Consider the following 24,872-nt stretch of genomic DNA (forward strand, 5'->3'; position numbering starts at 1 on the left):
GCACCTTCTCGGGTGCCCGTTTTGCTTTTTGCCGTCTCGCCGGATCACCGGCGTCGCCATTGCGCTTACTTGTTGCCGGCCGTCTCCGACAGCCGCTTCATCGTCGCGATGCGCGCGCCGATCAGGTCGACGCGGCCGTCCTCGCCGACGAGCGGTGCCGTCGCATCGCGGAACCCGACCCACGCGCGCTGCGCGCGGACGAGCGTCGCGGCCGAATGCGCGGGCATCTTGCGGCGCAGCTTCTGGTAATAGCGGTTCAGGTCGAACAGCGCATGCTCGCACGCGGCGTCCTGTTCGCACGGCCGCACGCGGCGCACGGCCGGATCGCGCGGCGCGTTCGCCGGCTTGGCGTTCGGTTTGGCCCCGCCCTGGGCCGCGCTCGGGGCATCACCCGCGCCGCCCTGCGCGCCGCTCGTGGCCGCGACCGGCACGGCGGCGGGCGGCGGCGCATAGCGATCGGCCGCACAGCGCAGCGCCAGTGCACGGTCGCGCACCGGCTGCAGCTGCAGGTCGGCACTCGACATCGCGTACGACGTCCCGCGCGTGGTGTCGTACACGGCCTTCAGCAGAAGCACTTCGTCCTTGCGCCACGTGAGCCAATGGCGCTGGCTGTCCTGCCAGCCGCGCTTCGCATCGGCCGGCGCATCCTTCAACAGGCGCTGGTACGCGCCGTCCATCACGGCCTGCCACTGCTGCTGCGCCTCGCCCATGCACTGGATCTGGCCGGCCGGCGACGACCGGTCGCGCCGCGCGAGACACTGCCGCATCGCGACGTCGATCGGGTCGGCCGCCGCGACTTCCGCGTGCGCGGCCCCGACTCCCGCCAGCCCTGCCGACCCTGCCGCCCAGACGACGAGCGCGGCCAGCGCCGCACGCATCGCCTGGATTCGTCCGTGCGTCGCCATCAGTCGCGCACGCAGTCGACGAAGTACTCGACCCGGCCGTTCACCTCTTCCGCGACGAGGCCGTGGATGTCGGTGTGGAAGCCCGGGAAGCGTTCGTTGAAGTCGCGCGCGAACCGCAGGTAGTTCACGATCGTCTTGTTGAAGCGCTCGCCCGGGATCAGCAGCGGAATGCCCGGCGGGTACGGCGTGAGCAGGATGCTCGTCACGCGGCCTTCGAGCTCGTCGAGCGGCACGCGGTCGATCTTGCGGTGCGCGAGCTTCGCGAACGCGTCCGACGGCTTCATCGCCGGTTCCATGTCCGACAGGTACATCTCGGTCGTCAGGCGGGCGATGTCGTTCGCGCGGTACACGTCGTGGATCTGCGTGCACAGGTCGCGCAGGCCGACACGCTCGTAGCGCGGATGCTGCGCGACGAATTCCGGCAGCACGCGCCACAGCGGCTGGTTGTTGTCGTAGTCGTCCTTGAACTGCTGCAGCTCGGTCACCATCGAGTTCCAGCGGCCCTTCGTGATGCCGATCGTGAACATGATGAAGAACGAATACAGGCCGGTCTTCTCGACGATGATCCCGTGCTCGGCCAGGTACTTCGTGACGATCGCGGCCGGAATGCCGGTTTCGCCGAACTCGCCGTCGACGTCGAGCCCCGGCGTGATGATCGTCGCCTTGATCGGGTCGAGCATGTTGAAGCCTTCCGCCAGCGGGCCGAAGCCGTGCCAGTGGTCGTTCGGCTTCAGCATCCAGTCCTCGCGCGAACCGATGCCTTCTTCCGACAGGTTGTCCGGGCCCCACACGCTGAAGAACCAGTCGTCGCCGTATTCGGCGTCGACCTTGCGCATCGCGCGGCGGAAGTCGATCGCCTCGGCGATCGATTCCTCGACGAGCGCGGTGCCGCCCGGCGGCTCCATCATCGCGGCCGCGACGTCGCACGACGCGATGATCGCGTACTGCGGGCTCGTCGACGTGTGCATCAGGTACGCCTCGTTGAAGCGGTGCTTGTCGAACGTGCGGTTCTCCGAATCCTGCACGACGATCTGCGAGGCCTGCGAGATGCCTGCGAGCAGCTTGTGCGTCGAGTGCGTCGCGAACACGAGCGCGCCGGTGCGCGGACGGCCGTCGCCGATCGCGTGCATGTCGCGGTAGAAGTCGTGGAACGTCGCATGCGGCAGCCACGCTTCGTCGAAGTGCAGCGTGTCGAGCAGGTCGCCGAGCAGGTCCTTGATCATCTCGACGTTGTAGACGACGCCGTCGTACGTGCTCTGCGTGATCGTCAGGATGCGCGGCTTCATGTCCGGGTTCTCGCGCATCGCTTCGCGCGCGAACGGGTTCGCCTCGATCTTCTTGCGGATGTTCTCCGGCTTGAATTCGTCGCGCGGGATCGGCCCGATGATGCCGAAATGGTTGCGCGTAGGCGTGAGGAACACGGGAATCGCGCCCGTCATCGTGATCGCGTGCAGGATCGACTTGTGGCAGTTGCGGTCGACCAGCACGATGTCGCCCGGGGCGACCGTCGCGTGCCAGACGATCTTGTTCGACGTCGACGTGCCGTTGGTCACGAAGAACAGGTGGTCCGCGCTGAAGATGCGCGCCGCGTTGCGCTCGGACGCCGCGACCGGGCCCGTGTGGTCGAGCAGCTGGCCGAGTTCGTCCACGGCGTTGCAGACGTCCGCGCGCAGCATGTTCTCGCCGAAGAACTGGTGGAACATCTGGCCGAGCGGGTTCTTCAGGAACGCGACGCCGCCCGAGTGGCCCGGGCAGTGCCACGAGTACGAGCCTTCGTCCGCGTACTTCACGAGTTCCTTGAAGAACGGCGGCGCGAGCGAGTCGAGATAGACCTTCGCCTCGCGAATGATGTGGCGCGCGACGAACTCCGGCGTGTCCTCGAACATGTGGATGAAGCCGTGCAGCTCGCGCAGGATGTCGTTCGGCAGGTGGCGCGACGTGCGCGTCTCGCCGTACAGGAAGATCGGGATGTCCGCGTTGCGGCGGCGCACTTCGGTGACGAACGCGCGCAGCTCGATGATCGCGGTCGCGAGCTCGGGCAGCTCGCCGTCCTGGCCGGTCTCGCCGAGCATGAGTTCGTCGTCGTCGATCGACAGGATGAAGCACGACGCGCGGCTCGACTGCTGCGCGAACGACGTCAGATCGCCGTAGCTCGTGAGGCCGAGGACTTCGACGCCCTCCTTCTCGATCGCTTCGGCCAACGCCCGGATGCCGGAGCCCGAGATGTTCTCGGAGCGGAAATCTTCGTCGATGATGACGACGGGGAAACGAAACTTCATGGGCGATTCTCCAAAAAGAACGACCGCGGCGCGTCACGCGCAGCGGTCACCCGGAAACTGGTGAGACGTTATGCAACCAGATCAGGTTTTCGGCAGCGTGACACCACGCTGCCCCTGATACTTGCCGCCGCGATCCGCGTACGACACGTCGCACACTTCGTCGCTCTCGAAGAAGAGCACCTGGGCGACGCCTTCGTTCGCGTAGATCTTCGCGGGCAGCGGCGTGGTGTTCGAGAATTCCAGCGTGACGTAGCCTTCCCACTCGGGTTCGAACGGCGTCACGTTGACGATGATCCCGCAGCGCGCATAGGTCGACTTGCCGAGGCAGACCGTCAGCACGGTGCGCGGGATGCGGAAATATTCGACGGTGCGGGCCAGCGCGAACGAGTTCGGCGGGATGATGCACACGTCGCCCTTGAAATCGACAAACGAACCCTCGTCGAAGTTCTTCGGGTCGACGATCGTCGAGTTGATGTTCGTGAAGATCTTGAATTCGTCCGCGCAGCGGATGTCGTAGCCGTAGCTCGACGTGCCGTAGCTGACGATCCGGCGGCCGTCCTCGGACGCGCGGACCTGATCGGGCACGAACGGCTCGATCATCTTGTGCTCTTCGGCCATGCGCCGAATCCATTTGTCGGACTTGATGCTCATATCGGGGCGCCTGCAAACGCTGCGTGACGGGAAACGAAGGCCGCCATTCAGGACGGCGGCCAGGGAAAGGCCGACATTTTACGCGATCATCGGCGCACGCACGCGGCGGCCGTCAACGGATCACGCCACAGGCGAGCGCGGGCCCCGCGCCATGCTGCGGAAACGCGGGATCGCTCGGTTCGCGGTGCACCAGCGCCGCGCGGTTCATCGCCGAACGCACGCCATCGAGGGCCAGATCGGGCGCGACAATGAAGCCGGCCGCGACGCCGTTCGCGTCCGCGTGGATGTTGCCGAGATCGCCGGCGACGCGGGCACCCGCGCGCAGCCGGTCGGCCGCCGGCGCGAACACCTGGCCGGCGCTCGAGCCGTCGCCCGCGTTGCAATCGCCGCGTTCGTGTACCTGCAAGGCGTGATCGCTGTTCGGCGGCAGCCCGGCCAGGTTGTAGGTAACCTGCACGCCGTCCGGACGCTCGACGAACGTCACCGCGCCGCGCGCCTGCGAGCCGACCGTCGGCTGCAGCTGTGCGTCGGCCCGTTTTTCGTGCGACGAGGAAAAGGAGGTGCAGCCGGCCAGCAGGCCCAGCGCGGCGGCGGCCAGCAGCGCGCACCGCACGCGGCCGGCGTACACGCCGTGATGTCGTTGTTTCATTCGATCCTCATGCCGGCTGACGGCCGTTTGACACGACGGCCGCGCCGGGCGGGTAAAGGGACCCGGGAAAAGTCGCCATGATACCGCGCCTCGCGGCGCCGTAAACAGCGTGAGGCCCCGCCCCGCAAGGGTTTTACGTATTTTGAACAACGATCGACGGGAACTTCGACGTCATGTCGCGCGATCGCTCGGCAATCGCCAGCGCAACCCCGCGCGCGATTTCGCGATAGCGACGCGCCAGCGCGCCGTCGGCATCGGCCACGACCGTCGGCGTGCCGCTGTCGGCGCGCTCGCGGATCGCGATGTCGAGCGGCAGGCTGCCGAGCACGTTCACGCCGTACTCCTTCGCCATCCGCTCGGCCCCGCCGGCGCCGAAGATGTGCTCCTCGTGGCCGCAGTTCGAGCAGGTGTGGATGCTCATGTTCTCGACGATGCCGAGGATCGGAATCCCGACCTTCTCGAACATCTTCAGGCCCTTCTTCGCATCGAGCAGCGCGATGTCCTGCGGCGTCGTGACGATCACCGCGCCCGTGACGGGCACGCGCTGCGCGAGCGTCAGCTGGATGTCGCCCGTGCCGGGCGGCATGTCGACGATCAGGTAGTCGAGCTCGCGCCAGTTGGTCTGGCGCAGCAGCTGCTCGAGCGCGGAAGTCGCCATCGGGCCGCGCCACACCATCGGGTTGTCTTCCTCGATCAGGAAGCCGATCGAGTTCGCCTGCAGCCCGTGGCCGACGAGCGGGTTCATCGACTGGTTGTCGGGCGACTCGGGGCGCTGGCCGTGGATGCCGAGCATCGTCGGCAGCGACGGACCGTAGATGTCGGCGTCGAGGATGCCGACCGACGCGCCCTCCGCGGCAAGCGCGAGCGCGAGGTTGACGGCCGTCGTGCTCTTGCCGACACCGCCCTTGCCCGACGCGACCGCGACGATGTTCTTCACGTTCGGCAGCAATTTCACGCCGCGCTGCACCGTGTGCGCGACGATCTCCTGCGAGACCGCGACGCGCGCGTCGCGCACGCCGGCCACGGCCTGGAGCGCCGCGGCGATGCGGGCGCGCACGTCGTCGTGCTGGCTGCGCGCGGGATAACCGAGCACCACGTCGAGCGCCACGACGTCGCCGTCTATCGCGACGTTGCGCACGCCCTTGTTCGCCGCATACGGACGGCCGGTATTGGGGTCGACGACAGCCGCCAAAGCGGCGTCGACTTGTGCCCGGTCAATGCTCATCGAAACTCCGTGAAAACGTTTTTCTCGCGCGCAAACGTCAAAAAATATCAAATTACCGCGCGAAAATCGGGAAAAGTGAAAGAATCTGTTGCATGCCATTGCGCGAACGCGCGACCCGGCGCACTCTTCGCGTGCGGCATGCTATAGGGCCAAATCGGCCACTCACCGCCTATATTGTAGAGGCTGACGCGTCGCCCTGCCTGAACAGCCACGCTGACGGACAGGGCATGCGACCGCCTCGGCGGCTGCCGCGAGCGCAGGCCGGCCTTCCTTTTCGGACGGTCCGCGCAGGGAGCCGTAACTGTTGTTTGTCGTCGTTGTCGACTCGTTCAACCAAGAGAGGAATCCAAGATGAACATGAAAATCGCGACCCGCTTGTCCGTCTTCGCATTGGCCGGCGCATTGCTGGCAGGCTGCGCCACGCAGCAAGGCAACAACGCGGCCGTCGGTACCGGCACGGGTGCGGCACTGGGCGCAGGTATCGGCGCACTGGCGGGCGGCGGCAAGGGCGCGGCGATCGGCGCTGGCGTCGGCGCACTGGTCGGCGGCGTGACGGGTTACAACTGGCAGGCGATCAAGAACAAGCTCGCACCGTCGGCAGCGCAAACGGGTACGCAAGTGACCGAGCAGCCGGACGGCTCGCTGAAGCTGAACGTGCCGAGCTCGGTGACGTTCGCGACGAACCAGTACGCGATCACGCCGGCCTTCACGCCGCTGCTGAACGACCTGGCGACGACGCTGAACCAGAACCCGCAAGTGACGGCTTCGATCGTCGGCTACACGGACAGCACGGGCTCGGCCCAGCTGAACCAGACGCTGTCGCAGAACCGCGCGCAAAGCGTCGTGAACGCACTGGCGCAGCGCGGCGTGAACGGCGGCCGCCTGTCGGCGCAAGGCATGGGCGCATCGAACCCGATCGCGGACAACGCGACCGAAGCCGGCCGCGCACAGAACCGCCGCGTCGAAATCTACCTGCGCGCAGCGCAGGCGCAGTAAGCGCGCGACGAGGGGAACGCGCGGGCCCGCCGCCCGCGCAGCCCCGCCGGACAAGGCTTCCGGCGGAGCCGGTAACAAATCGAAAAAATTTTCGAACTTCTGTCGCAGGCCGTGGTCAGTATTTACGGTACGCGGCTGGTGTTGCCGGCGCGTCACCATTCTCCTCTTGTCGTTGTTGCTCCGGGGCCGTATCCGCCCCGGTTTTTTTTGCCCGCAGAATTCGTGCTGCATCGCAGCACCGCACCGTCGGGCACGCCGCATGCGCGGCCCCGCCCGTTTCGGCGCCCGGTCCTAGGGCGCCCGCCCGCGTCGCTGTTGCGCACCCCTGCTAGAATCGCAGTTTCCCGTCGTTTTTCCGCTGTTCCTCTACAGACCCTATGTCCGCATCCGACCTCACTTCCGTGCAGGCTGCGGCGCCGCAAGGTGGCCGCCAGATCCTCGTTACGTCCGCACTGCCCTATGCCAACGGGCAGATCCACATCGGCCACCTGGTCGAGTACATCCAGACCGACATCTGGGTGCGGACGCTGCGAATGCATGGCCATGAGGTCTACTACATCGGCGCCGACGACACGCACGGCACGCCGATCATGCTGCGCGCGGAGAAGGAAGGCCTGACCCCGAAGCAGCTGATCGATCGCGTGTGGACCGAACACAAGCGCGACTTCGACAGCTTCGGCGTGTCGTTCGACAACTTCTACTCGACCGATTCGGACGAGAACCGCGTGCTGAGCGAGAAGATCTACGTCGCGCTGCAGGACGCCGGCTTCATCGCCGAGCGCGAGATCGAGCAGGCGTACGATCCCGTCAAGGAAATGTTCCTGCCGGATCGCTTCATCAAGGGCGAGTGCCCGAAGTGCCACGCGAAGGACCAGTACGGCGACAACTGCGAAGTGTGCGGCTCGACCTACCTGCCGACCGAACTGCTGAACCCGTACTCGGTGGTATCGGGCGCGACGCCGGTGCGCAAGACCTCGAAGCACTACTTCTTCCGCCTGTCCGATCCGCGCTGCGAAACGTTCCTGCGCGAATGGGTGAGCGGCCTCGCGCAGCCCGAAGCGACCAACAAGATGCGCGAATGGCTCGGCGACGCCGGCGAAGCCAAGCTCGCCGACTGGGACATCTCGCGTGACGCGCCGTACTTCGGCTTCGAGATCCCGGGCGCACCCGGCAAATATTTCTACGTGTGGCTCGACGCGCCGGTCGGCTACTACGCGAGCTTCAAGAACCTGTGCGAGCGCAACGGCATCGACTTCGATGCGTGGGTCCGCCCGGGCTCGACCACCGAGCAGTACCACTTCATCGGCAAGGACATCCTGTACTTCCACACGCTGTTCTGGCCCGCGATGCTCGAGTTCTCGGGCCACCGCACGCCGACCAACGTGTTCGCGCACGGGTTCCTGACGGTCGACGGCGCGAAGATGTCGAAGTCGCGCGGCACGTTCATCACCGCGCAGAGCTACATCGACACGGGCCTGAACCCCGAATGGCTGCGCTACTACTTCGCCGCGAAGCTGAACGCGACGATGGAAGACATCGACCTGAACCTCGACGACTTCCAGGCGCGCGTGAACAGCGACCTCGTCGGCAAGTACGTGAACATCGCGAGCCGCGCGGCAGGCTTCCTGATCAAGCGCTTCGACGGCCGCGTGCAGGACAGCGCGATGAACCATCCGCTCGTCGCGAAGCTGCGCGAGGCGATCCCGCAGATCGCCGCGCACTACGAAGCACGCGAGTACGGCCGCGCGCTGCGCCACACGATGGAGCTCGCGGACGAAGTGAATGCGTACGTCGACGGCGCGAAGCCGTGGGATCTCGCAAAGGATCCGGCCAACGCGGTCGCGCTGCACGAAACCTGCAGCGTGAGCCTCGAGTCGTTCCGCCTGCTGTCGCTCGCGCTGAAGCCGGTGATGCCGCGCGTGGCCGAAGCCGTCGAGTCGTTCTTCGGGATCGCGCCGCTCGCCTGGGCCGATGCCGCGAAGCCGCTGTCGTCGGAGCAGCCGATCAAGGCGTACCAGCACCTGATGACGCGCGTCGACCCGAAGCAGATCGAGGCGCTGCTGGCCGCGAACCGCGATTCGCTGCAGGCCGAAGCCACCGGCGCGGCCGTCGCGAGCGCGAACGCCGCGAAGGATGCGAAGAACAACGCGAAGGCGAACGCGAAGCAGGCTGTCGTGAACGGCGCGGACGACGCACCGATCTCGATCGACGATTTCGCGAAGATCGACCTGCGCATCGCGAAGATCGTCGCGTGCCAGGCCGTCGAAGGCTCGGACAAGCTGCTGCAGCTCACGCTCGACGTCGGCGAGGAAAAGACCCGCAACGTGTTCTCGGGCATCAAGTCCGCGTATCAGCCCGAGCAACTCGTCGGCAAGCTGACCGTGATGGTCGCGAACCTCGCGCCGCGCAAGATGAAGTTCGGCCTGTCCGAAGGGATGGTACTCGCCGCGTCGGCCACCGACGAGAAGGCCGAGCCGGGCCTCTACATCCTCGAGCCGCACAGCGGCGCGAAGCCCGGCATGCGCGTGAAGTAAGCCGAACGCGCTGCCGCTTGCGCAAAAACGAAGCCCCGCACGATGTGCGGGGCTTTTTTCATGGCTGCTCGGCGCGCCGCCCGCGCGCGCCGTCGCTGCTGAACCAGCGATCAAAACGCCGCGTGTAGTTCAGGTCGACGCCCTGGAACGTGCCGCCGTACGCGGATACCGACCAGAAACGCGTCAGGTTGATCGTCGCCTTGAACGCGTTCGCCGCCGATTGCAGCCCCTGCTCGAAGCCGAGCACGAAGCGCTCGTTGATCGCCTTCGACACCAGCACGACCTGCGGATCGGTCAGGCCGACTTCACTGCGGCCGACCGAGACCTCGTCGAGACCGAAGGTCTGCGCGACGCGCTTGCCGGTCACGCTGCCGAGCAGCCCGAGCGCCGCCGTCATCGCCCCCTGCTGGCCGACGTTGTTGCCCTGGTCGGTGCCGTGGCCGAACAGCAGCCACGACAGCTTTTCGTTGTCCGTGACGTTCGGCTCCGACACGAGCTTGACCGTCAGCGACTGGATCGTGCCCGTGACCTGCACGCCGGCCTCGACTTCCTGGTTGCGCCGCATCGCAAGGATGTTGACGCCCGGGTTCGACACGGGGCCGTTGAACGTGAAGAAGCCATTCTCGATCGCGAGCTTGCGGCCGAACGACGTGTACGTCGATCCTTCGGTCACGCGCACGTTGCCGACCGCGCGCAGCGGCACGCCCGGCGCGCTCATCACGGTGATCGTGCCGCGTAGCCCGAGATCCGCTCCGTGGCCCTTGAAGCGGAAGTTGTTGCCAAGGCCGATGTCGACATTCGCGCGCGGCGCGAGCGACGGCGCCGGCTTGTCCTCGGCCGGCTTCGGCTTCGCGACCGCGGTGCCGGTCGGCGTCTCGCCGCGCACCGTGCCGCCCGGCTGCACGATCACGACATCGTCCGACAGGTGCGGGGCCGATTCCTCGGGCAGGTCGAACAATGCGCGGTCGACGACGAACTTGCCGTCGATCGACAGCGCGCCGCGCGGTCCGTCGTTCGCGACCGTCGCCTTGCCCGACAGCGACAGCTTGCGGTCCGGCGCCGCGAACAGCTCGAGCTTGTCCGCGACGATGCTCGCGGTCAGGTCGGGCGCCTCGCCGTCGAGGCGCACGCGGCCGAGCATGCGCAGCGTACCGTCGCCGCCGTGGAACTCGACCTGCTGGAATTCGACGAGGTTGTCCGACAGCTTGACGCGCACGATGCCGTCCTTCAACTGCACGCCCTGGTCGATGAGCGTCGCGGACAGGTCGTCACCCGTCAGCATCCCCGACAGGTTCGGCTTCACCGGCGTGCCGGCGACCGTCAGCTTCAGCGCCGCGCGCCCACCGAGCAGGTAGCTCGGCCCGAACAGGTTGCCGGTCGTCTTCAGCGCCGGGATGTCGGCGTCGATGCGACCCGACAGCGGGCCGTCGTCGACCACGCCGAACATCCCGTCGCGCAGCGCGAACGGCACGACGACGTTCGCGTCGAGCGTGCCGATCCGGCTCGCCTTCGCGAGCGCCGTCACGTTGAGCCGGTTGCCGGGCGTGAAGCTCGCGCGCGCGGACAGGTCGGTCAGCCCCAGCGAGGCGATGCCGCGCCCGCTTTCGATCGTCACGTCGCCGCCGCGGCGCTTCACCTGAACGTAGCCTGTCGCGTTCGCGCCGAGCGAGAAATCCCAGTCGGCATCGAGCACGACGTCGGTGCGCACCGGCGGCCGCTGGCCCGTCAGTTCCTGGCGGACCTCGAGGAAACGCGCGACCGACGCACCGGTCACCGAGCCCGCCGAGCGCATCTGGCCGTGATCGAACACGAACGACTTCAGGTCGATCGCCGCGCCTTCGAGCGTGAGCCGCGTCGCGCCGAGCGTCACACGGCCGGCGCCGGCCGACACGGTCAGCGGCGACTGCAGCGCGATGGCCGGTGTGCCGCGGTTGGCAAGACGCGTGACGGTGCCGTCCCAGCGCATCCCGTCGCGGTTCTCGACCACGCCGCCATTCGCCGCAAGCGTCACGTCGATCACGCGGCCGCCGGCCGCCCCGAGCGCCGACGCGTCGAGCGTGTGCTTCGCGCGCGTGCCGTCGAGGTTCGCGCGCAGCGATTTCAGCTTCAGCGAGCCGAGCGCGAGGTCGGACGCATCGGCCGTGAACACGAGCGCGCCGTGCGCGCCGTCGCGGATGTCCGCGCGGCCCTGCGCGGCACCGATCCGGTTCGAGCCGACGACGACGTGCTCGGCCTTGTAGGTGGCCGTCACGTTCGGGTGCGCGAAGCTGCCGGTCAGGTCGCCCTGCGCCTGCACGAGCCCTTGCACGCCGAAGCCGAGCCGGTCGAGCTGCGGCGCGTCGACGACGAAGCGCAGCCGGTCGCCGGGCGCGCCGAAGCTGCCGCGCAGGTCGACGTGGTTGCCCGCGATCGACAGGTTCGCGTTGCTCGGCAAGATGCGCGAGCCGGCCAGCTGCACGACGCCCGCGCCGGTCAGCGGCACGCCGTCGTACAGGCTGTCGCCGAGCTTGAAGGTCGCCTTCGTCGATACCTGCGGCGCGAATGCGCCCGACGCCGTCAGCGTGCCCGACACGCGCGTCTCGCCGCGCGGGGCAGGCGCTTTCGTGGCCTTGGCGGGCGCCTTGCCGCCCCCCGCCTTCGGCGCGCTCATCGCGGCGAGCAGCAGCGGGTCGAATGCGGTCAGCGTCGCCTTCGCGTCATAGCTCGAATGCGCATCGTGGCGGAACACACCCGTCAGGTCGATCCGGCCCTTGCCCGCCGTCACGCGCGCGTCGGTCAGCACGGTCTGCTGCGGCGTCAGCGCAACCTTCGCGCGGGCGCCGAGCGCGAGCTTCGGATCGTTCAGGTTGAAGTCGACGGTCGTGACATCGCCCGCGAGCGTCACGCCGAGCGGGCCGGCGAGGCGCATCGGCCGCAGCTCGGCGACGAACGCATTCAGGTCGAGGTTCGCGACCTTCAGGTCGAAGCGGCCCTTGCCGCCCGTCAGCGTGCCGTTGCCTGTCACGCTGCCGTCGCGAATCAGCTTCAGCGCGAGATCGTCGATCCGCTGCGCGTGCGCGTCGAGATGCACGTTCGCGTGCGCGTCGATCACCGGCAGCAAATGCTCGCCGAGCGTACCGGGCTTCGCGTTGACGATCGACACCGGGCCGGTCACCGCGAAACCCTTCGCGGGCTCGGCCCCGGCCGGCGCGGTCACCGGCGCGAGTTCCGCGCGCACCGCGAGATCGGCGGCCGGCGCGCCGGGCGCGAGCGCCTGCGGGTTCACGTGATCGAACGCGAGCGATGCGCGCGTGAGCGGCACCGCCCCGAACGGCGCGGCCTCGACGTGCGCGCGCCCGTTCAGCTTCATCCCGCTTGCGTCGACTTCGGCGATGAGCGCCTCGAGCGAGCCCGACACGCGCGCACGCGCGTCGACCGGCTCGTCGGACAGCTTGCCCGCATAGGTGGCGTCACCCGTCAGCGCGAACGGCTTCACGCCGTCGAGCTTCGCGCGCGCGGTCAGCGCGCCGTACGGCGTATCGATGCCCGCGAGCACGAGTTCATGGTGACGGCCGTCGCTGCGGCCGTTCAGCGCGATATGGTCGAGCTGCGTCGTCGAGCCGCCGTCGTGGATCGCGAGATGATCGACGCGCAGATCGTCGATCCGCAACTGCAGCGGCAGGCTGAGGTCCTGCGGCGTCGTACTCGGCGTCGACGGCCCCGGCGCGATCCGCACGTCGATCGTGCCGGCGCGAAGGTACGCGATGGACAGCCGCCACGGCGCGCGGGTCAGGGCCCAGCGGCCGTCGAGCCGGTCGATGCGGATTTCGGTGCCGGTGCCGTCGGGGCTCGTCCACGCGAAGCCGCGCAACCGCACGCCGGTCGCAAGCGAGCCGCCGTCGAGCGTGCCCGCGAGCCGCGCGCCGAGCACGCGGCCAGCCACCTGCCACGCGAGCCGCGTGCCGTGCTCGGTCGTCGCCGCGGCCAGCACGAGGCCGACCGCCAGCACGACGAGCAGCACGACCGTGACAAGCGTCCACGCGACGAACCGCCCGATCCGCGCGACAGGCCCGCGGCGCGGCGCGCGCGGCGGCGCGTCGGGCGCGCCGTCGGGCGAGTCCGGATCGTGAGGCGGCGGCGTGTCGTTCGGCTCCTTCGTCATGCGGTTCGTCGTCGGTGAAGCGGTACGGTCAGAAAGCGATGCCGAGCGTCAGGTACGGGCGCACGCTATGGTTGCGCAACCCGTACGCGACGTCGACGTTGATCGGGCCGACGGGGCTGCGCCAGCGCGCGCCGATGCCGACACCCGGGTAGAACACGCGCTCGCCCCACGCATCGGTGGCGGTGCCGATGTCGAAGAACGTCGCGGCGCCCCAGTCGCGGTTGAACCAGTGCTGGTATTCGGCGGTGCCCGTCATCAGGTACTTGGTCGGCAGCACGGAACCGTCGACGCTGTTACCGATGCTCTGGTAGCCGTAGCCGCGCACCGAGTTCGAGCCGCCCGCGCGAAACAGCAGCGACGCCGGCACGCCGGTCGAGCTGCCGCTCGTGAACACGCCGCCGAGCTCCGCACGGAACACGAACAGGTCGCGCTTGCCGATCGGCAGGTACTGCTGGCCGCGCGCGTAGCCGCGGATGAAGGACTGGTCGGTCAGCACGCCCTTGACCGCGAAGCCGGCCTCCGCGTGGATCAGGTTGCCCGAACGCGGAAACAGCGGATCGTCGACGTTGCGGCGCGTCCACGCCCATTGCGGCACGAGCGCGCGGCTCGTGGTCGGCCCGGCGCCGTTCTGGTCGAGCCGGTCCTGGTAGTACATCAGCGAATACGAATAGTCGATGAACTGGCCGGTGCGCGTGCGCTGCGCGCCGACCCGCGCGCTGTAGATGCGCGTGTCCGACACGTTGGTGTTCGTGTACGACGCGAGCACGCTGTTGGTCCAGCCCTTCTCGCCCGGCGGCATCGACAGCTGGACCTGCCCGTATTGCTGGATCTGGTCGAGCCGGCCCGACACGGTCAGCGGCCACGCGGCGCCGAACGTGTCGAGATACGTGTAGGAACCCTGCACGTGCGGCCCGGTATCGGTGGCAAAACCGACGCCGCCGCGGATGTTGTTGTACGGAAACTCGCTGACCTTCACGTGCACGGGCGTACGCTCGGGCTTCGCCGTATCGTCGCCGACATCGATTGCGACACTCGCGTAATACGGCGTGTTCTGCAACTGCCGCTGCAGTTCGGTGATCCGCTGCACGTCGTAGATCTCGCCTTCCGACAGCGGATTGACGTTCGTGACGATCTTTTCCGGATAGCGCCGCACGCCGTCGACGTCGACCTTGCCTATCGTGAACGTCGGGCCGCTGTCGAACGTGACCGCGAGCATCGCGCGCTGCGTGCGCGGGTCGATGCGCGCTTCGGACGACGCGATCTTCCCGCCGAGATAGCGGTGCGACTGCAGTTGCCTGAGCGCCGCGCCCTTCGCGCCGTCCCAGTCGGACTGAGTGAACGGATCGCCCGGCTTCAGCGAGAACGCGAAGCGGGTCGCGGCTTCCTGCTTCGGATCCTCGGTGTCGATGGGCCCCTTGAACGTCAGCTCGACGCTCGACACGATCGTCTGCTTCCCGGGATCGACCGCGATGCGCACGTCGCGCTTGCCGTCGCGCGTGCGCACGTCGGTGCGCACGACCGGCGAGAAATAGCCGGCCGTCGCGGTCAGGTCGCGCACCTGCTGCGGCGTGGCGGTCACGAGGAAGTCGAACTGGTCGTCGCTGATGTCGTCGCGCTTCGCGAAGCGCGCGATGTCGAGATGCGACTTGAGCAGTTTGCGAACCGAGCGCGGCGCGTCGATGTCGACGTCGTACTTCGCGTGGGCCGGCAGCGCGAAGCATGCGGCAAGGCAACCCGCAAGGGCCACCCGCGCGGCGCGGGCGCGATTGCGTTCCACGCGCGGGACCGCGTCATGTGCCGTGTGTGCTTGCTGGTTCGACTGCCCCGCCAAATATGACCTCGCCCTCGGTTATCACGGTTTTGTGGAAAACCCTGTATTTGACCACAGGGTGCCGGCACCAAAGCTTAATGTTTGTAAACCGCCTGGACCGCAGCGCCCTGCGTGACGGTGCGCTTCCGGGCGCCCGCCACCTGCCGGCCCGCGGATTCGACGCGCGATTGACGCCGGCCGTTCCCGCGATGCGGTAAAATCCCGCCATCGTGAATCCGGCGCATCGTGCGCCGCCCGAAACGGAAAATCCAGCCATGCCGTACCAGTCCGATGTCACGCAGTTCCTGAACCAGCTCAAGCAGCAGAAGCCGACGCTCGAGGACGAGCAGCGCAAGGGCCGTTCCCTGCTGTGGGACAAGCAGCCGATCGACCTCGAAGAGCGCGCCGAGCAGCAGGAATCGCGCGTGAAGCAAACGTCGTACGTCTACTACCAGAACTTCTGACGACGTGAGCGCCGCCGACGAGGCCAGCGCCGCCCGGCAGGACGACGCGATCGCCGCGCCCGCGGGCGCCGATTCGACGCCCGACACGGTCGACGGCGTCGCGGCATTCGCTCGCCTGTACGGCGAGCCGCTCTTCAAGCTGCCGCAGGATCTCTACATCCCGCCCGATGCGCTCGAGGTCTTCCTCGAGACCTTCGAAGGCCCGCTCGACCTGCTGCTCTACCTGATCCGCAAGCAGAACTTCAACGTGCTCGACATCCCGATGGCGCAGGTCACCGCGCAATACCTGGGCTACGTCGACCAGATCCGCACGTCGAACCTGGAGCTGGCGGCCGAGTACCTGCTGATGGCCGCGATGCTGATCGAGATCAAGTCGCGGATGCTGCTGCCGGTCAAGAAGGCCGACACCGGCGAGGAAGCCGAGGATCCGCGCGCCGAACTCGTGCGCCGCCTGCTCGAATACGAGCAGATGAAGCTCGCCGCGCAGCGGCTCGACCAGTTGCCGCAGCTCGGCCGCGACTTCCTGCGCGCCGAGGTCTACATCGAGCAGAGCGTCACGCCGCGCTTCCCCGACGTGAATTCGGACGACCTGCGCGCCGCATGGGCCGACGTGCTCAAGCGCGCGAAGCTCGTCCAGCACCACAAGATCTCGCGCGAGGAGCTGTCGGTGCGCGAGCACATGAGTCTGATCCTGCGCCGGCTACAGAACGCGCGCTTCATGGAGTTCGCCGAGCTGTTCGACACGTCGCGCGGCGTGCCGGTCGTCGTCGTGAATTTCATCGCGATGCTCGAACTCGCGCGCGAGTCGCTCCTCGAAATCACGCAGGCCGAGCCGTTCGCGCCGATCTACGTGCGTCTCGCGTACCTGCCCGCGTAACACCCGCGCCCGCCCTTCCCGCTCTCCCGCTTCATCCCGGCACGCTCGCCGCTACGCCGCAGTCCAGCGCGGCCGCGCGCGGGGTTGCCGGCACGCCCGATTAAAAAGTGAACGACCGTTCTTTTTTCGATGCGTTTGGCGGCCAAATCCTCTACAATCCGCCGACGCCCGATGCGCCGCCCGCGCGCCGGCGTTCTCCGCTTCGACCCCGACGCCGCTGCTGCGGCGCCAACGCGCGCCAGCGCGAGGAACCCGCTACCCGATCATGAAAGTCATCAGCTCGATCCATGAACTGCGCGACCAGCTGCGCGGACAGAACCGCACGGCGTTCGTGCCGACGATGGGCAACCTGCACGAAGGGCACCTGTCGCTGATGCGCCTCGCGCGCCAGCACGGCGACCCGGTCGTGGCGAGCATCTTCGTCAACCGGCTGCAATTCGGCCCGAACGAGGATTTCGACAAGTATCCGCGCACGCTGCAGGACGATATCGAGAAGCTGCAGAAGGAAAACGTCTACGTGCTGTTCGCGCCGACCGAGCGCGACATGTACCCGGAACCGCAGGAATACCGCGTGCTGCCGCCGGACGATCTCGGCGGGATCCTCGAAGGGGAATTCCGGCCCGGCTTCTTCACCGGCGTGTGCACGGTCGTGGCGAAGCTGATGGCCTGCGTGCAGCCGCGCGTCGCCGTGTTCGGCAAGAAGGACTACCAGCAGCTGATGATCGTGCGCCGCATGTGCCAGCAGCTCGCGCTGCCGGTCGACATCATCGCCGCCGAAACCGTGCGCGACGAGGACGGCCTCGCGCTGTCGTCGCGCAATCGCTACCTGTCGGCCGACGAGCGCGGCGAGGCGCCCGAACTCGCGAAGACGCTGCAGCGCATCCGCGAAAGCGTGCTCGGCGGCGAGCGCGACCTCGGCAAGCTCGAGGAACTGGCCCGCACGCATCTGGCCGGCCGCGGCTGGGCGCCCGACTACATCTCGATCCGCCGCCGAGCGAACCTGATCGCGCCGGACGCGGCCCAGCTCGAAGCCGGCGAACCGCTCGTCGTCGTCGCCGCCGCGAAGCTCGGCGCGACGCGCCTCATCGACAACCTGGAAATCTGACGGGCCGCCCCGCCCTCGCCTCTCACGCATCACGGAGACACCATGCAGCGCCACATGCTCAAATCGAAGATCCACCGTGCGGCCGTCACGCACTGCGAGCTGCACTACGAAGGCTCGTGCGCGATCGACGAAGACCTGCTCGAAGCCTCGGGCATCATCGAGAACGAACGGATCGACATCTGGAACATCAACAACGGCGAGCGCTTCTCGACGTACGCGATCAAGGGTGAGCGCGGCAGCGGGATGATCTCGCTGAACGGCTCGGCCGCGCGTCGCGCGCAACTCGGCGACCTCGTGATCATCGCGGCCTTCGCGATGGTCGACGAAGCCGAGCTGCAGGCCGGCTGGAAGCCGAAGCTCGTGTTCATGGACGACGGCAACAAGATCAAGGGCCACCGCGATCACGTGCCGACGCAGAACTGGACCTGACCCGGCCACCTGCCCGCGTGCCATGGCGCGCGGGCGCGGCGGGCCCGCTTGTGGTCGAAGGGCCGGATGCCGTACTCGACGGCATCCGGCCCTTTCTCATTTCATCGCGCGCCGCCCGGCAGCGGCCGCGCGATCAGGACGCCTTGGCAGCCCTCTCCGTCTTCCCTGCCTTCGGCGCCCGGCGTTCGGCCCATTCGACGATCGGCCGCCACTGCTCGAGATCCTTCTCGACGCGGCTCTTCGCGACGTCCCACAGCGTCAGCCCGTGCGCGGCGATCTGCACGTAGTTCTGCGTGTCGCGCACGTAGCCGAGCACCGGCAGGCCGAGCCCTTCGACGAAGCGATGAAGCTGGTCGGACGAGCGCGTGCGCGCATCGACCCGCATCCCGACGATCCCGACCTCGACGTTGCCCTTGCGCACGGCCTTCTCGTCGGCGAGGCGCTCCAGAAACTGCTGTGTGGCCAGGATATCGAACATCGACGGCTGCAGCGGCACGATCACCTTGTCGGCCAGTTGCAGCGCGACGTTGAGCCGGTTGCCGTGCAGGCCGGCCGGCGTATCGATCACCGCGTACTCGAGGCCGCGCGGCGGCTTCGTCGGCGCGTCCGGGTCGAGATCCCACGCCTCGATCGGCGGCAATCCGGCCGGCCGCAGGTCGAGCCACGCATGCGCGGACTGCTGCCGGTCCAGGTCGGCGAGCGCGACCCACGCGCCCTGCGCCGCGAAATAGCCGGCAAGATTGGTGGACAGCGTGCTCTTCCCCACGCCGCCCTTCGGATTCGCCACCACGATCACCGTCATGAATTCCCCCGAAAAAGCCGCGCGGCGCCCACCGCCTGGCAAGCGCCGCTCGATTGCGGATACAGGGAGCGATGATATCGGCAAACGGGGTGTCACCGGAACGGGTTGCGCCGCGCCGTGTGGGTTACTTCCCCGTTACGCACGCTGAACCGCGGCCTCCCGTGCGCCGAGCGCGAACGCGCCGCCGCCCAGCAGCGCCTGCACGGCGAGCGTGACGGCCCAGAACGCCGGATATTCCCAGCCGCCGTGCGGTGACGCGAAGCTCCAGCCGTTCGGCAGATGCGCGGCAACCGCGCCGAGCATGAACGGCAGCAGCACGAGCGCGGCGACGCGCACGCGGAAGCCCGCGAGCAGCGCCAGGCCGCCGGCCAGTTCGACGAACGTCGTCAGGTACGCGAGCCAACCCGGCAGGCCGATCGACGCAAAGAACTGCGCGGTGCCCGGCAGCGTGAAGACGAACACCTTCTGCGCGACGTGCGCGAGGTACAGCACGCCGAGCGCGACGCGCAGCAGGGTCGCGGCGAAATCGTTGAGGCGATTGGGGTTCATGGCGAATTCCTTCGGGAGTGGTGTGAATGGATCGCACTCTATTCGAATCAATTCGACTGATAAACACGCCAATTCGCTTTAACTGATTCCCATAAGGAGTTAATAGAGACGTAAAAAGGGGCATGACCGATCATGCCCCGCAGCCTGCTTCAGTAACCGCTCTTGCCTTGTGTGGCGTCGCCGGAACCGGACTGGCTGCCGCCCGGTGCGGACGAATCGCACGCGTGCGCAACCGCCGACGCGCCCAGCAGCGCCGCGAGCAGCACGCTCCACCACCATCGAGCCTTCATCGTCGCACTCCTCCAGGCGGACCTCCGCCCTTCTGTGTTGTACGCGATCCGGCGGAAAAAGCGAGCACGGGCCGGCGTCGCGTCAACGAAACTCGGCGTACAGCGCGTCGAGGTCGAGATGGTTCGCGAACGTGTCGGCCAGCCGTTCGAGCGATGCCTCGCGCAGCGCCGGATAGTCGATGCGCTCCGCGCCGTCGAGCCCGGCCCACGCGAGCAGCGCCGTGCAGGCGTCGGGCGAGTCGAACAGCCCGTGCACGTAGGTCGCGAGGATCTGGCCGTCGTCGGACACCGCGCCGTCGGGGCGTGTGCCGTCCCGCGCGGTGTCGGCGGCCAGCGCCAGCGCGGGCGACGCGAGCGCGGGCCCGTGCGTATCGCCCATGTGGATCTCGTAGCCGCGCACCGGGGCCCCGCCCGGCAGCGCGAGCTGCCCCGTCACGTTCTTCAGCGTCTTGTCGGGCTGCAGCGTCGTGTCGAAATCGAGCAGCCCGAGCCCCGGCACGCTGCCGGGCGCGCCTTCGAGGCCGAGCGGATCGTCGAGCGTGCGGCCGAGCATCTGCATCCCGCCGCAGATGCCGATCACCTTGCCGCCGTAGCGCAGGTGGCCACGGATCAGCGTGTCCCAGCCCGCGTCGCGCAGCCACGCGAGATCGCGCTGCACGCTCTTCGAACCGGGCAGGATCAACAGGTCGGCGTCCGGCACGGGGCCGCTCTTCCAGTACGTGAATTCGACCTGCGGATGCGCACGCAGCGGATCGAAATCGGTGTGGTTGCTGATGCGGGGCAGCGCCGGCACGACGACGCGCAGCACGCCGGCGTCGCCCCGTGCGGCGGCGCTGCGCGCCTGGGCGGGCAGCATGTCCTCGGCGTCGAGCAGCAGGCCGTGCAGGTACGGCAGCACGCCGAACACCGGCTTGCCCGTTTGCGCGCGCAGCCAGTCGAGCCCCGGTTCGAGCAACTTGAAATCGCCGCGGAAGCGGTTGATCACGAAGCCGCGCACGCGCGCGCGCTCGCTGTCCGACAGGCACGCGAGCGTGCCGACCAGATGCGCGAACACGCCGCCGCGGTCGATGTCGGCGACCAGTACGACCGGGCAGTCGACGCGTTCGGCAAAACCCATGTTCGCGATGTCGCCGTCGCGCAGGTTGATCTCGGCCGGGCTGCCGGCGCCTTCGACGATCACCGTGTCGTAGCCGGCGCGCAGGCGCGCGTACGACTCGAGCACCGCATCGAACGCGACCGGCTTGTAGTCGTGATACGCACGCGCATTGAGGTTCATGCGCGCCTTGCCGTGAATGATCACCTGGGCGCCGCGATCGCTCGTCGGCTTCAGCAGCACGGGGTTGAAATCCGTATGCGGCGCGACGCCCGCGGCCAGCGCCTGCAGCGCCTGCGCGCGGCCGATCTCGCCGCCGTCGGCCGTCACCGCGCTGTTGAGCGCCATGTTCTGCGGCTTGAACGGCGCAACGCGCGCGCCCGCGCGGCGGGCGAGCCGGCACAGGCCGGCAACCAGCGTGCTCTTGCCCGCGTCGGACGTCGTGCCCTGGATCATCAGCGTGCCGCGCGGCCGCGGCTCGGGTGCATTCATCGTGTAAAGGTCGTCGCGAAGCAAAGGCCGCATTATCCCCCGCGCCGCCCTGCCCGCGCCGTTACAATCACGCGATGATTCCGCACGACCTCACCTTCGTCCTCGGCGGCGCGCGCTCGGGCAAGAGCGCGCATGCCGAGCGGCTCGCCGCCGACAGCGGCCTCCCCGTCACCTACATCGCGACCGCGACCGCCGCCGATGCCGAGTTCGCGGAGCGCATCGCGCACCATCGCGCGCGCCGGCCGGCCGACTGGGGTTTCGCCGACGCGCCCGTCGATCTTGCCGGCACGCTCGCGCGGCTCGACGATCCGCACGCGTGCCTGCTCGTCGACTGCCTGACGCTGTGGCTCACGAACCTGCTGTGTCCCGCCGACGGTGAACCGCTCGACGATGCGCAGTACGCGGCGCAGGTCGAGCGGCTCGAGCACGCGTTGCGCGGCGCGCGCGCGAAGGTGATCGTCGTCAGTAACGAAATCGGGCTCGGCGTCGTGCCGCTCGGGTCGGTCACGCGCCGCTACGTCGACGAACTCGGCCGCCTGAACCAGCGCGTCGCCGCGCTCGCGACACGCGTGACGCTGCTCGTCGCCGGGCTGCCGCTCGACCTCAAGACGGGAGCACCGTCATGCTGATGCTGTCGCTGCCCGTCGTCGCGATGTTCGCGGTTGCGGCCGCGATCGTCGACCGCGCGCTCGGCGAACCGGCCGGCTGGCACCCGCTCGTCGCGTTCGGCCGCCTCGCCGCGCGCATCGAAGGCGCGCTGAACACGGGCCGGCGCGGCCGTGTGATCGGCGTCGCCGCGTGGGTCGCGGCGGTCGTGCCGCCGGTCGCCATCGCGGCATGGCTCACGACCGTGCTGCCGTGGCCGCTCGCGGCCGCGCTGCATATCGCGCTGCTGTGGTTCGCGCTCGGCGCGAAAAGCCTCGCCGACCACGTCGCGCCGATCGCTGCCGCGTTGCTGCGGCATGACCTCGGCGCCGCCCGCGCGCTGACCGCGCGCATCGTGTCGCGCGACACGAGCGACGCGGACGAAGGCGCGCTGTCGCGCGCGGCCGTCGAATCCGCGCTCGAGAACGGCAACGACGCGATCTTCGGCGCGCTCTTCTGGTTCGTCGTCGCAGGCGGCCCCGGCGCGCTGCTGTTCCGGCTCGCGAACACGCTCGACGCGATGTGGGGCTACCGCACGCCGCGCTTCCTGACCTTCGGCTGGGCCGCCGCGCGCCTCGACGACGCGCTGAACTGGATTCCCGCGCGCCTCACGGCCGCGAGCTACGCGCTGCTCGGCGACACGGCCGCCGCGTGGCGCTGCTGGCGCACGCAGGCGCGCCACTGGGACAGCCCGAACGCGGGCCCGGTGATGGCCGCCGGTGCCGGCAGTTTGAACGTGCAGCTCGGCGGCCCGGCCGTCTATCACGGCGAGATCGAAGACCGTCCCGCGCTCGGCACCGGCGCCACGGCGACCGCCGTCCACATCGCCGCCGCGCTGTCGCTCGTCACGCGCACGCTCGCCCTGTGGCTCGCGCTGCTGGTCGCGAGCGGCGCACTCGCCATGGCCACCCATCATGTCTGACACCCGCATCGCACACGGCGGCAACCTGCATGAGGCTGCACGCCGCCACGGCATTCCGTACGACGCGTGGCTCGACCTGTCGACCGGCATCAATCCGGTCGGCTATCCGGTGCCGCCCGTCCCGGCCGACGCGTGGCGCCGGCTGCCCGACGACGGCGACGGCCTCGCGGCCTGCGCCGCGCAGTACTACCACGCGCCCGATCCCGCACACGTGCTGCCGGTCGCCGGCAGCCAGGCCGCGATCCGTGCATTGCCCGCGTTGCTGCCGACCGGCGACGCCGGCGTCGCGGCGCTCGCGTACGGCGAATACGCGCCCGCCTTCGCGCGCCACGGCCATCGCGTCGTCGCGCTCGACATCGACACGGATACGCTGCCAGCGACGTTGCGTCACGTCATCGTCGGGAATCCGAATAATCCGACCGCCGAGTTCGTGCCGGCCGAACGCCTGCTCGATTGGCACGCGCAATTGGCCGCGCGCGGTGGCACGCTGATCGTCGACGAGGCATTCGCCGATACGGGCGCGACGCGGTCGCTCGCGCCACACGTCGATCGCCCCGGGCTCATCGTGCTGCGTTCGGTCGGCAAGTTCTTCGGGCTCGCCGGCATCCGCGCAGGCTTCGTGCTCGCCTGTCCTGACCGGATCGTCGCGCTGCGCGACATGCTCGGCGCCTGGACGGTCGGCGGCCCTGCCCGCCATGCAGTCGCCGCGGCGTTCGCCGACCGCGCATGGCAGGCCGCCGCCCGCGAACGGCTCGCGGCCGACGGCGAACGGCTGGCCGCCTTGCTGCGCGCGCACGGCTTCGCGGTTCGCGCGACGCCGCTCTTCAGCTGGACCGACGACCCGCGCGCTGCGGCACTGCACGCGGCACTCGCGACACGCGGGGTCTGGACGCGGCACTTCCCGACCCCGTCGAGCGTACGCGTCGGCTTGCCGGGCAGCGAAACGGAATGGCAGCGCCTCGGCGATGCGCTCGCGCACTGCGTGCCGACGCTGCAACGGGACTCCGCATGAATTCATGCACGTTTCAGCGGCTCGCGCCAATCGCGCTATTGGCTGCGTTCGCTTACGCGCCACGCGCCCACGCCGATGTCACGACACGCGACGACGCCGGCAATACCGTCACGCTGCCGGCGCCCGCGCAACGCGTGATCAGTCTCGCGCCGCACGCGACCGAACTCGTCTACGCGGCCGGCGGCGGCGCGAAGCTCGTCGGCACCGTCACGTACAGCGACTATCCGCCCGCGGCGCAAGCGATACCGCGCGTCGGCGACAACAAGGCGCTCGATCTCGAGCGGATCGCCGCGCTGAAGCCCGACCTGATCGTCGTCTGGCGGCACGGCAATGCCGAGCGGCAGACCGATGCGCTGCGCGCGCTGCACATCCCGCTGTTCTTCAGCGAACCGAAGCATCTCGACGACGTCGCGTCGTCGCTGCGCCGGCTCGGCACGCTGCTCGGCACGCAACCGGTTGCCGATGCGGCCGCGGCCGCCTATGCGCGCGACATCGCGACGCTGCGCACGCGTTACGCTGCGCGAGCGCCTGTCACGATGTTCTTCCAGGTCTGGGATCGGCCGCTGATGACGCTCAACGGTGCGCACCTGATCAACGACGTGATCGAGCTGTGCGGCGGCCGCAACGTGTTCGCATCGCTCAAGCCGCTCGTGCCGACCGTCACCGACGAGGCCGTGCTCGCGGCGAATCCGGAGGCGATCGTGACGACGAGTGCGGGTACGACGCGCGCCGACGAACCACTGCCGAGCCTGGCGCGCTGGCGCACGTGGCCCGCACTGACGGCCGTGGCACGCCACAACCTGTTCGCGATCGACGGCGATGTGCTCACACGGCCGGCGCCGCGGATCGCGCAGGGCGCGGCCGCGCTGTGCGAGGCTCTCGATGCCGCGCGTGCGCGGCGGGCGGTGCGCTGATTTCCGGTGACTTGCGCGGTCATCGCGTGCCAGATGCCCGAGACGAATTGACCGCGCGCTCCGTCGTTCACACGCAGTGGCCAGCGCG

21 protein-coding genes are annotated in these 24,872 nt (G+C 68.7%); 10 read left to right on the forward strand and 11 right to left on the reverse strand.

Annotated features, from left to right (window positions below):
- Window positions 1-65: 65 nt before the first annotated feature.
- The 5 genes from LGM56_RS25975 to apbC form a co-directional block, all read right to left on the reverse strand.
- The gene (locus LGM56_RS25975) at window positions 66-878 is read right to left on the reverse strand and encodes a lysozyme inhibitor LprI family protein (RefSeq protein WP_413226801.1); all 813 of its coding nucleotides are present in this window, start codon (window positions 876-878) and stop codon (window positions 66-68) included.
- Window positions 879-904: 26 nt separating this feature from the next.
- The gene (locus LGM56_RS25980; RefSeq protein WP_089440792.1) at window positions 905-3,184 is read right to left on the reverse strand and encodes an arginine/lysine/ornithine decarboxylase; all 2,280 of its coding nucleotides are present in this window, start codon (window positions 3,182-3,184) and stop codon (window positions 905-907) included.
- Window positions 3,185-3,265: 81 nt separating this feature from the next.
- The gene (dcd, locus tag LGM56_RS25985) at window positions 3,266-3,835 is read right to left on the reverse strand and encodes a dCTP deaminase (protein ID WP_006398615.1); all 570 of its coding nucleotides are present in this window, start codon (window positions 3,833-3,835) and stop codon (window positions 3,266-3,268) included.
- A 112-nt stretch (window positions 3,836-3,947) separates the two neighbouring features.
- Entirely contained in the window at window positions 3,948-4,484 is a 537-nt protein-coding gene (gene sodC, locus LGM56_RS25990; RefSeq protein WP_089495425.1) for a superoxide dismutase [Cu-Zn], read from the reverse strand.
- Between the two features lie 133 nt (window positions 4,485-4,617).
- Window positions 4,618-5,709, reverse strand: coding sequence for an iron-sulfur cluster carrier protein ApbC (gene apbC / locus LGM56_RS25995; protein ID WP_089495426.1), 1,092 nt, complete (start codon window positions 5,707-5,709; stop codon window positions 4,618-4,620).
- A 351-nt stretch (window positions 5,710-6,060) separates the two neighbouring features.
- On the opposite strand from apbC, the gene LGM56_RS26000 reads away from it, so the two are divergent.
- Entirely contained in the window at window positions 6,061-6,705 is a 645-nt protein-coding gene (locus LGM56_RS26000; protein WP_043189806.1) for an OmpA family protein, read from the forward strand.
- Between the two features lie 377 nt (window positions 6,706-7,082).
- Complete coding sequence (metG, locus tag LGM56_RS26005; protein ID WP_124583007.1) at window positions 7,083-9,239, forward strand: methionine--tRNA ligase; 2,157 nt, start codon at window positions 7,083-7,085, stop codon at window positions 9,237-9,239.
- A gap of 58 nt (window positions 9,240-9,297) precedes the next feature.
- Here metG and LGM56_RS26010 read toward each other — a convergent pair whose 3' ends face one another.
- Both LGM56_RS26010 and LGM56_RS26015 read right to left on the reverse strand, forming a co-directional pair.
- Window positions 9,298-13,380: a translocation/assembly module TamB domain-containing protein gene (locus LGM56_RS26010; RefSeq protein WP_226207118.1), complete on the reverse strand. Its 4,083-nt coding sequence runs from the start codon at window positions 13,378-13,380 to the stop codon at window positions 9,298-9,300.
- Window positions 13,381-13,408: 28 nt separating this feature from the next.
- Window positions 13,409-15,211, reverse strand: a complete 1,803-nt coding sequence (locus LGM56_RS26015; protein WP_089495429.1) for an autotransporter assembly complex protein TamA — start codon at window positions 15,209-15,211, stop codon at window positions 13,409-13,411.
- A 254-nt stretch (window positions 15,212-15,465) separates the two neighbouring features.
- On the opposite strand from LGM56_RS26015, the gene LGM56_RS26020 reads away from it, so the two are divergent.
- From LGM56_RS26020 to panD, 4 genes are all read left to right on the forward strand, one after another.
- The gene (locus LGM56_RS26020; protein ID WP_011352889.1) at window positions 15,466-15,654 is read left to right on the forward strand and encodes a DUF3460 family protein; all 189 of its coding nucleotides are present in this window, start codon (window positions 15,466-15,468) and stop codon (window positions 15,652-15,654) included.
- A gap of 4 nt (window positions 15,655-15,658) precedes the next feature.
- Window positions 15,659-16,531, forward strand: a complete 873-nt coding sequence (locus LGM56_RS26025; protein ID WP_021164248.1) for a segregation and condensation protein A — start codon at window positions 15,659-15,661, stop codon at window positions 16,529-16,531.
- A 265-nt stretch (window positions 16,532-16,796) separates the two neighbouring features.
- Entirely contained in the window at window positions 16,797-17,636 is an 840-nt protein-coding gene (gene panC / locus LGM56_RS26030; RefSeq protein WP_089431572.1) for a pantoate--beta-alanine ligase, read from the forward strand.
- Window positions 17,637-17,678: 42 nt separating this feature from the next.
- Window positions 17,679-18,065, forward strand: coding sequence for an aspartate 1-decarboxylase (gene panD / locus LGM56_RS26035; RefSeq protein WP_011352892.1), 387 nt, complete (start codon window positions 17,679-17,681; stop codon window positions 18,063-18,065).
- 133 nt (window positions 18,066-18,198) lie between these two features.
- Here panD and LGM56_RS26040 read toward each other — a convergent pair whose 3' ends face one another.
- The 4 genes from LGM56_RS26040 to LGM56_RS26055 form a co-directional block, all read right to left on the reverse strand.
- Window positions 18,199-18,867: a ParA family protein gene (locus LGM56_RS26040; RefSeq protein ID WP_089495430.1), complete on the reverse strand. Its 669-nt coding sequence runs from the start codon at window positions 18,865-18,867 to the stop codon at window positions 18,199-18,201.
- Between the two features lie 135 nt (window positions 18,868-19,002).
- Complete coding sequence (locus LGM56_RS26045) at window positions 19,003-19,416, reverse strand: DoxX family protein (RefSeq protein ID WP_089495431.1); 414 nt, start codon at window positions 19,414-19,416, stop codon at window positions 19,003-19,005.
- Between the two features lie 149 nt (window positions 19,417-19,565).
- A complete protein-coding gene (locus LGM56_RS26050; RefSeq protein ID WP_174975942.1) occupies window positions 19,566-19,706 on the reverse strand; it encodes a hypothetical protein in 141 nt (46 codons plus the stop codon).
- 82 nt (window positions 19,707-19,788) lie between these two features.
- Window positions 19,789-21,291 (reverse strand): cobyric acid synthase, encoded by a 1,503-nt coding sequence (locus LGM56_RS26055; protein ID WP_226207119.1) that lies wholly within the window; start codon window positions 21,289-21,291, stop codon window positions 19,789-19,791.
- 74 nt (window positions 21,292-21,365) lie between these two features.
- Here LGM56_RS26055 and cobU point away from each other — a divergent pair, with 74 nt between their 5' ends.
- From cobU to LGM56_RS26075, 4 genes are read left to right on the forward strand one after another with little or no spacing between them, the layout of a single operon-like run.
- Window positions 21,366-21,920, forward strand: coding sequence for a bifunctional adenosylcobinamide kinase/adenosylcobinamide-phosphate guanylyltransferase (gene cobU, locus LGM56_RS26060; RefSeq protein WP_174975943.1), 555 nt, complete (start codon window positions 21,366-21,368; stop codon window positions 21,918-21,920).
- The gene (gene cbiB / locus LGM56_RS26065) at window positions 21,914-22,858 is read left to right on the forward strand and encodes an adenosylcobinamide-phosphate synthase CbiB (protein WP_226207120.1); all 945 of its coding nucleotides are present in this window, start codon (window positions 21,914-21,916) and stop codon (window positions 22,856-22,858) included. The genes cobU and cbiB overlap by 7 nt, the downstream gene beginning before the upstream one ends.
- Window positions 22,851-23,870: a threonine-phosphate decarboxylase CobD gene (gene cobD / locus LGM56_RS26070; RefSeq protein ID WP_226207121.1), complete on the forward strand. Its 1,020-nt coding sequence runs from the start codon at window positions 22,851-22,853 to the stop codon at window positions 23,868-23,870. Before cbiB ends, cobD begins: the two co-directional genes overlap by 8 nt.
- On the forward strand, window positions 23,867-24,784 hold the full coding sequence (locus LGM56_RS26075; protein ID WP_226207122.1) for a cobalamin-binding protein: 918 nt from the start codon (window positions 23,867-23,869) through the stop codon (window positions 24,782-24,784). The genes cobD and LGM56_RS26075 overlap by 4 nt, the downstream gene beginning before the upstream one ends.
- Window positions 24,785-24,872 lie beyond the last annotated feature (88 nt).

The sequence above is a fragment of the Burkholderia sp. AU38729 genome (genome assembly GCF_020419725.1).
In the GTDB taxonomy this organism is placed as follows: Bacteria; Pseudomonadota; Gammaproteobacteria; order Burkholderiales; family Burkholderiaceae; genus Burkholderia.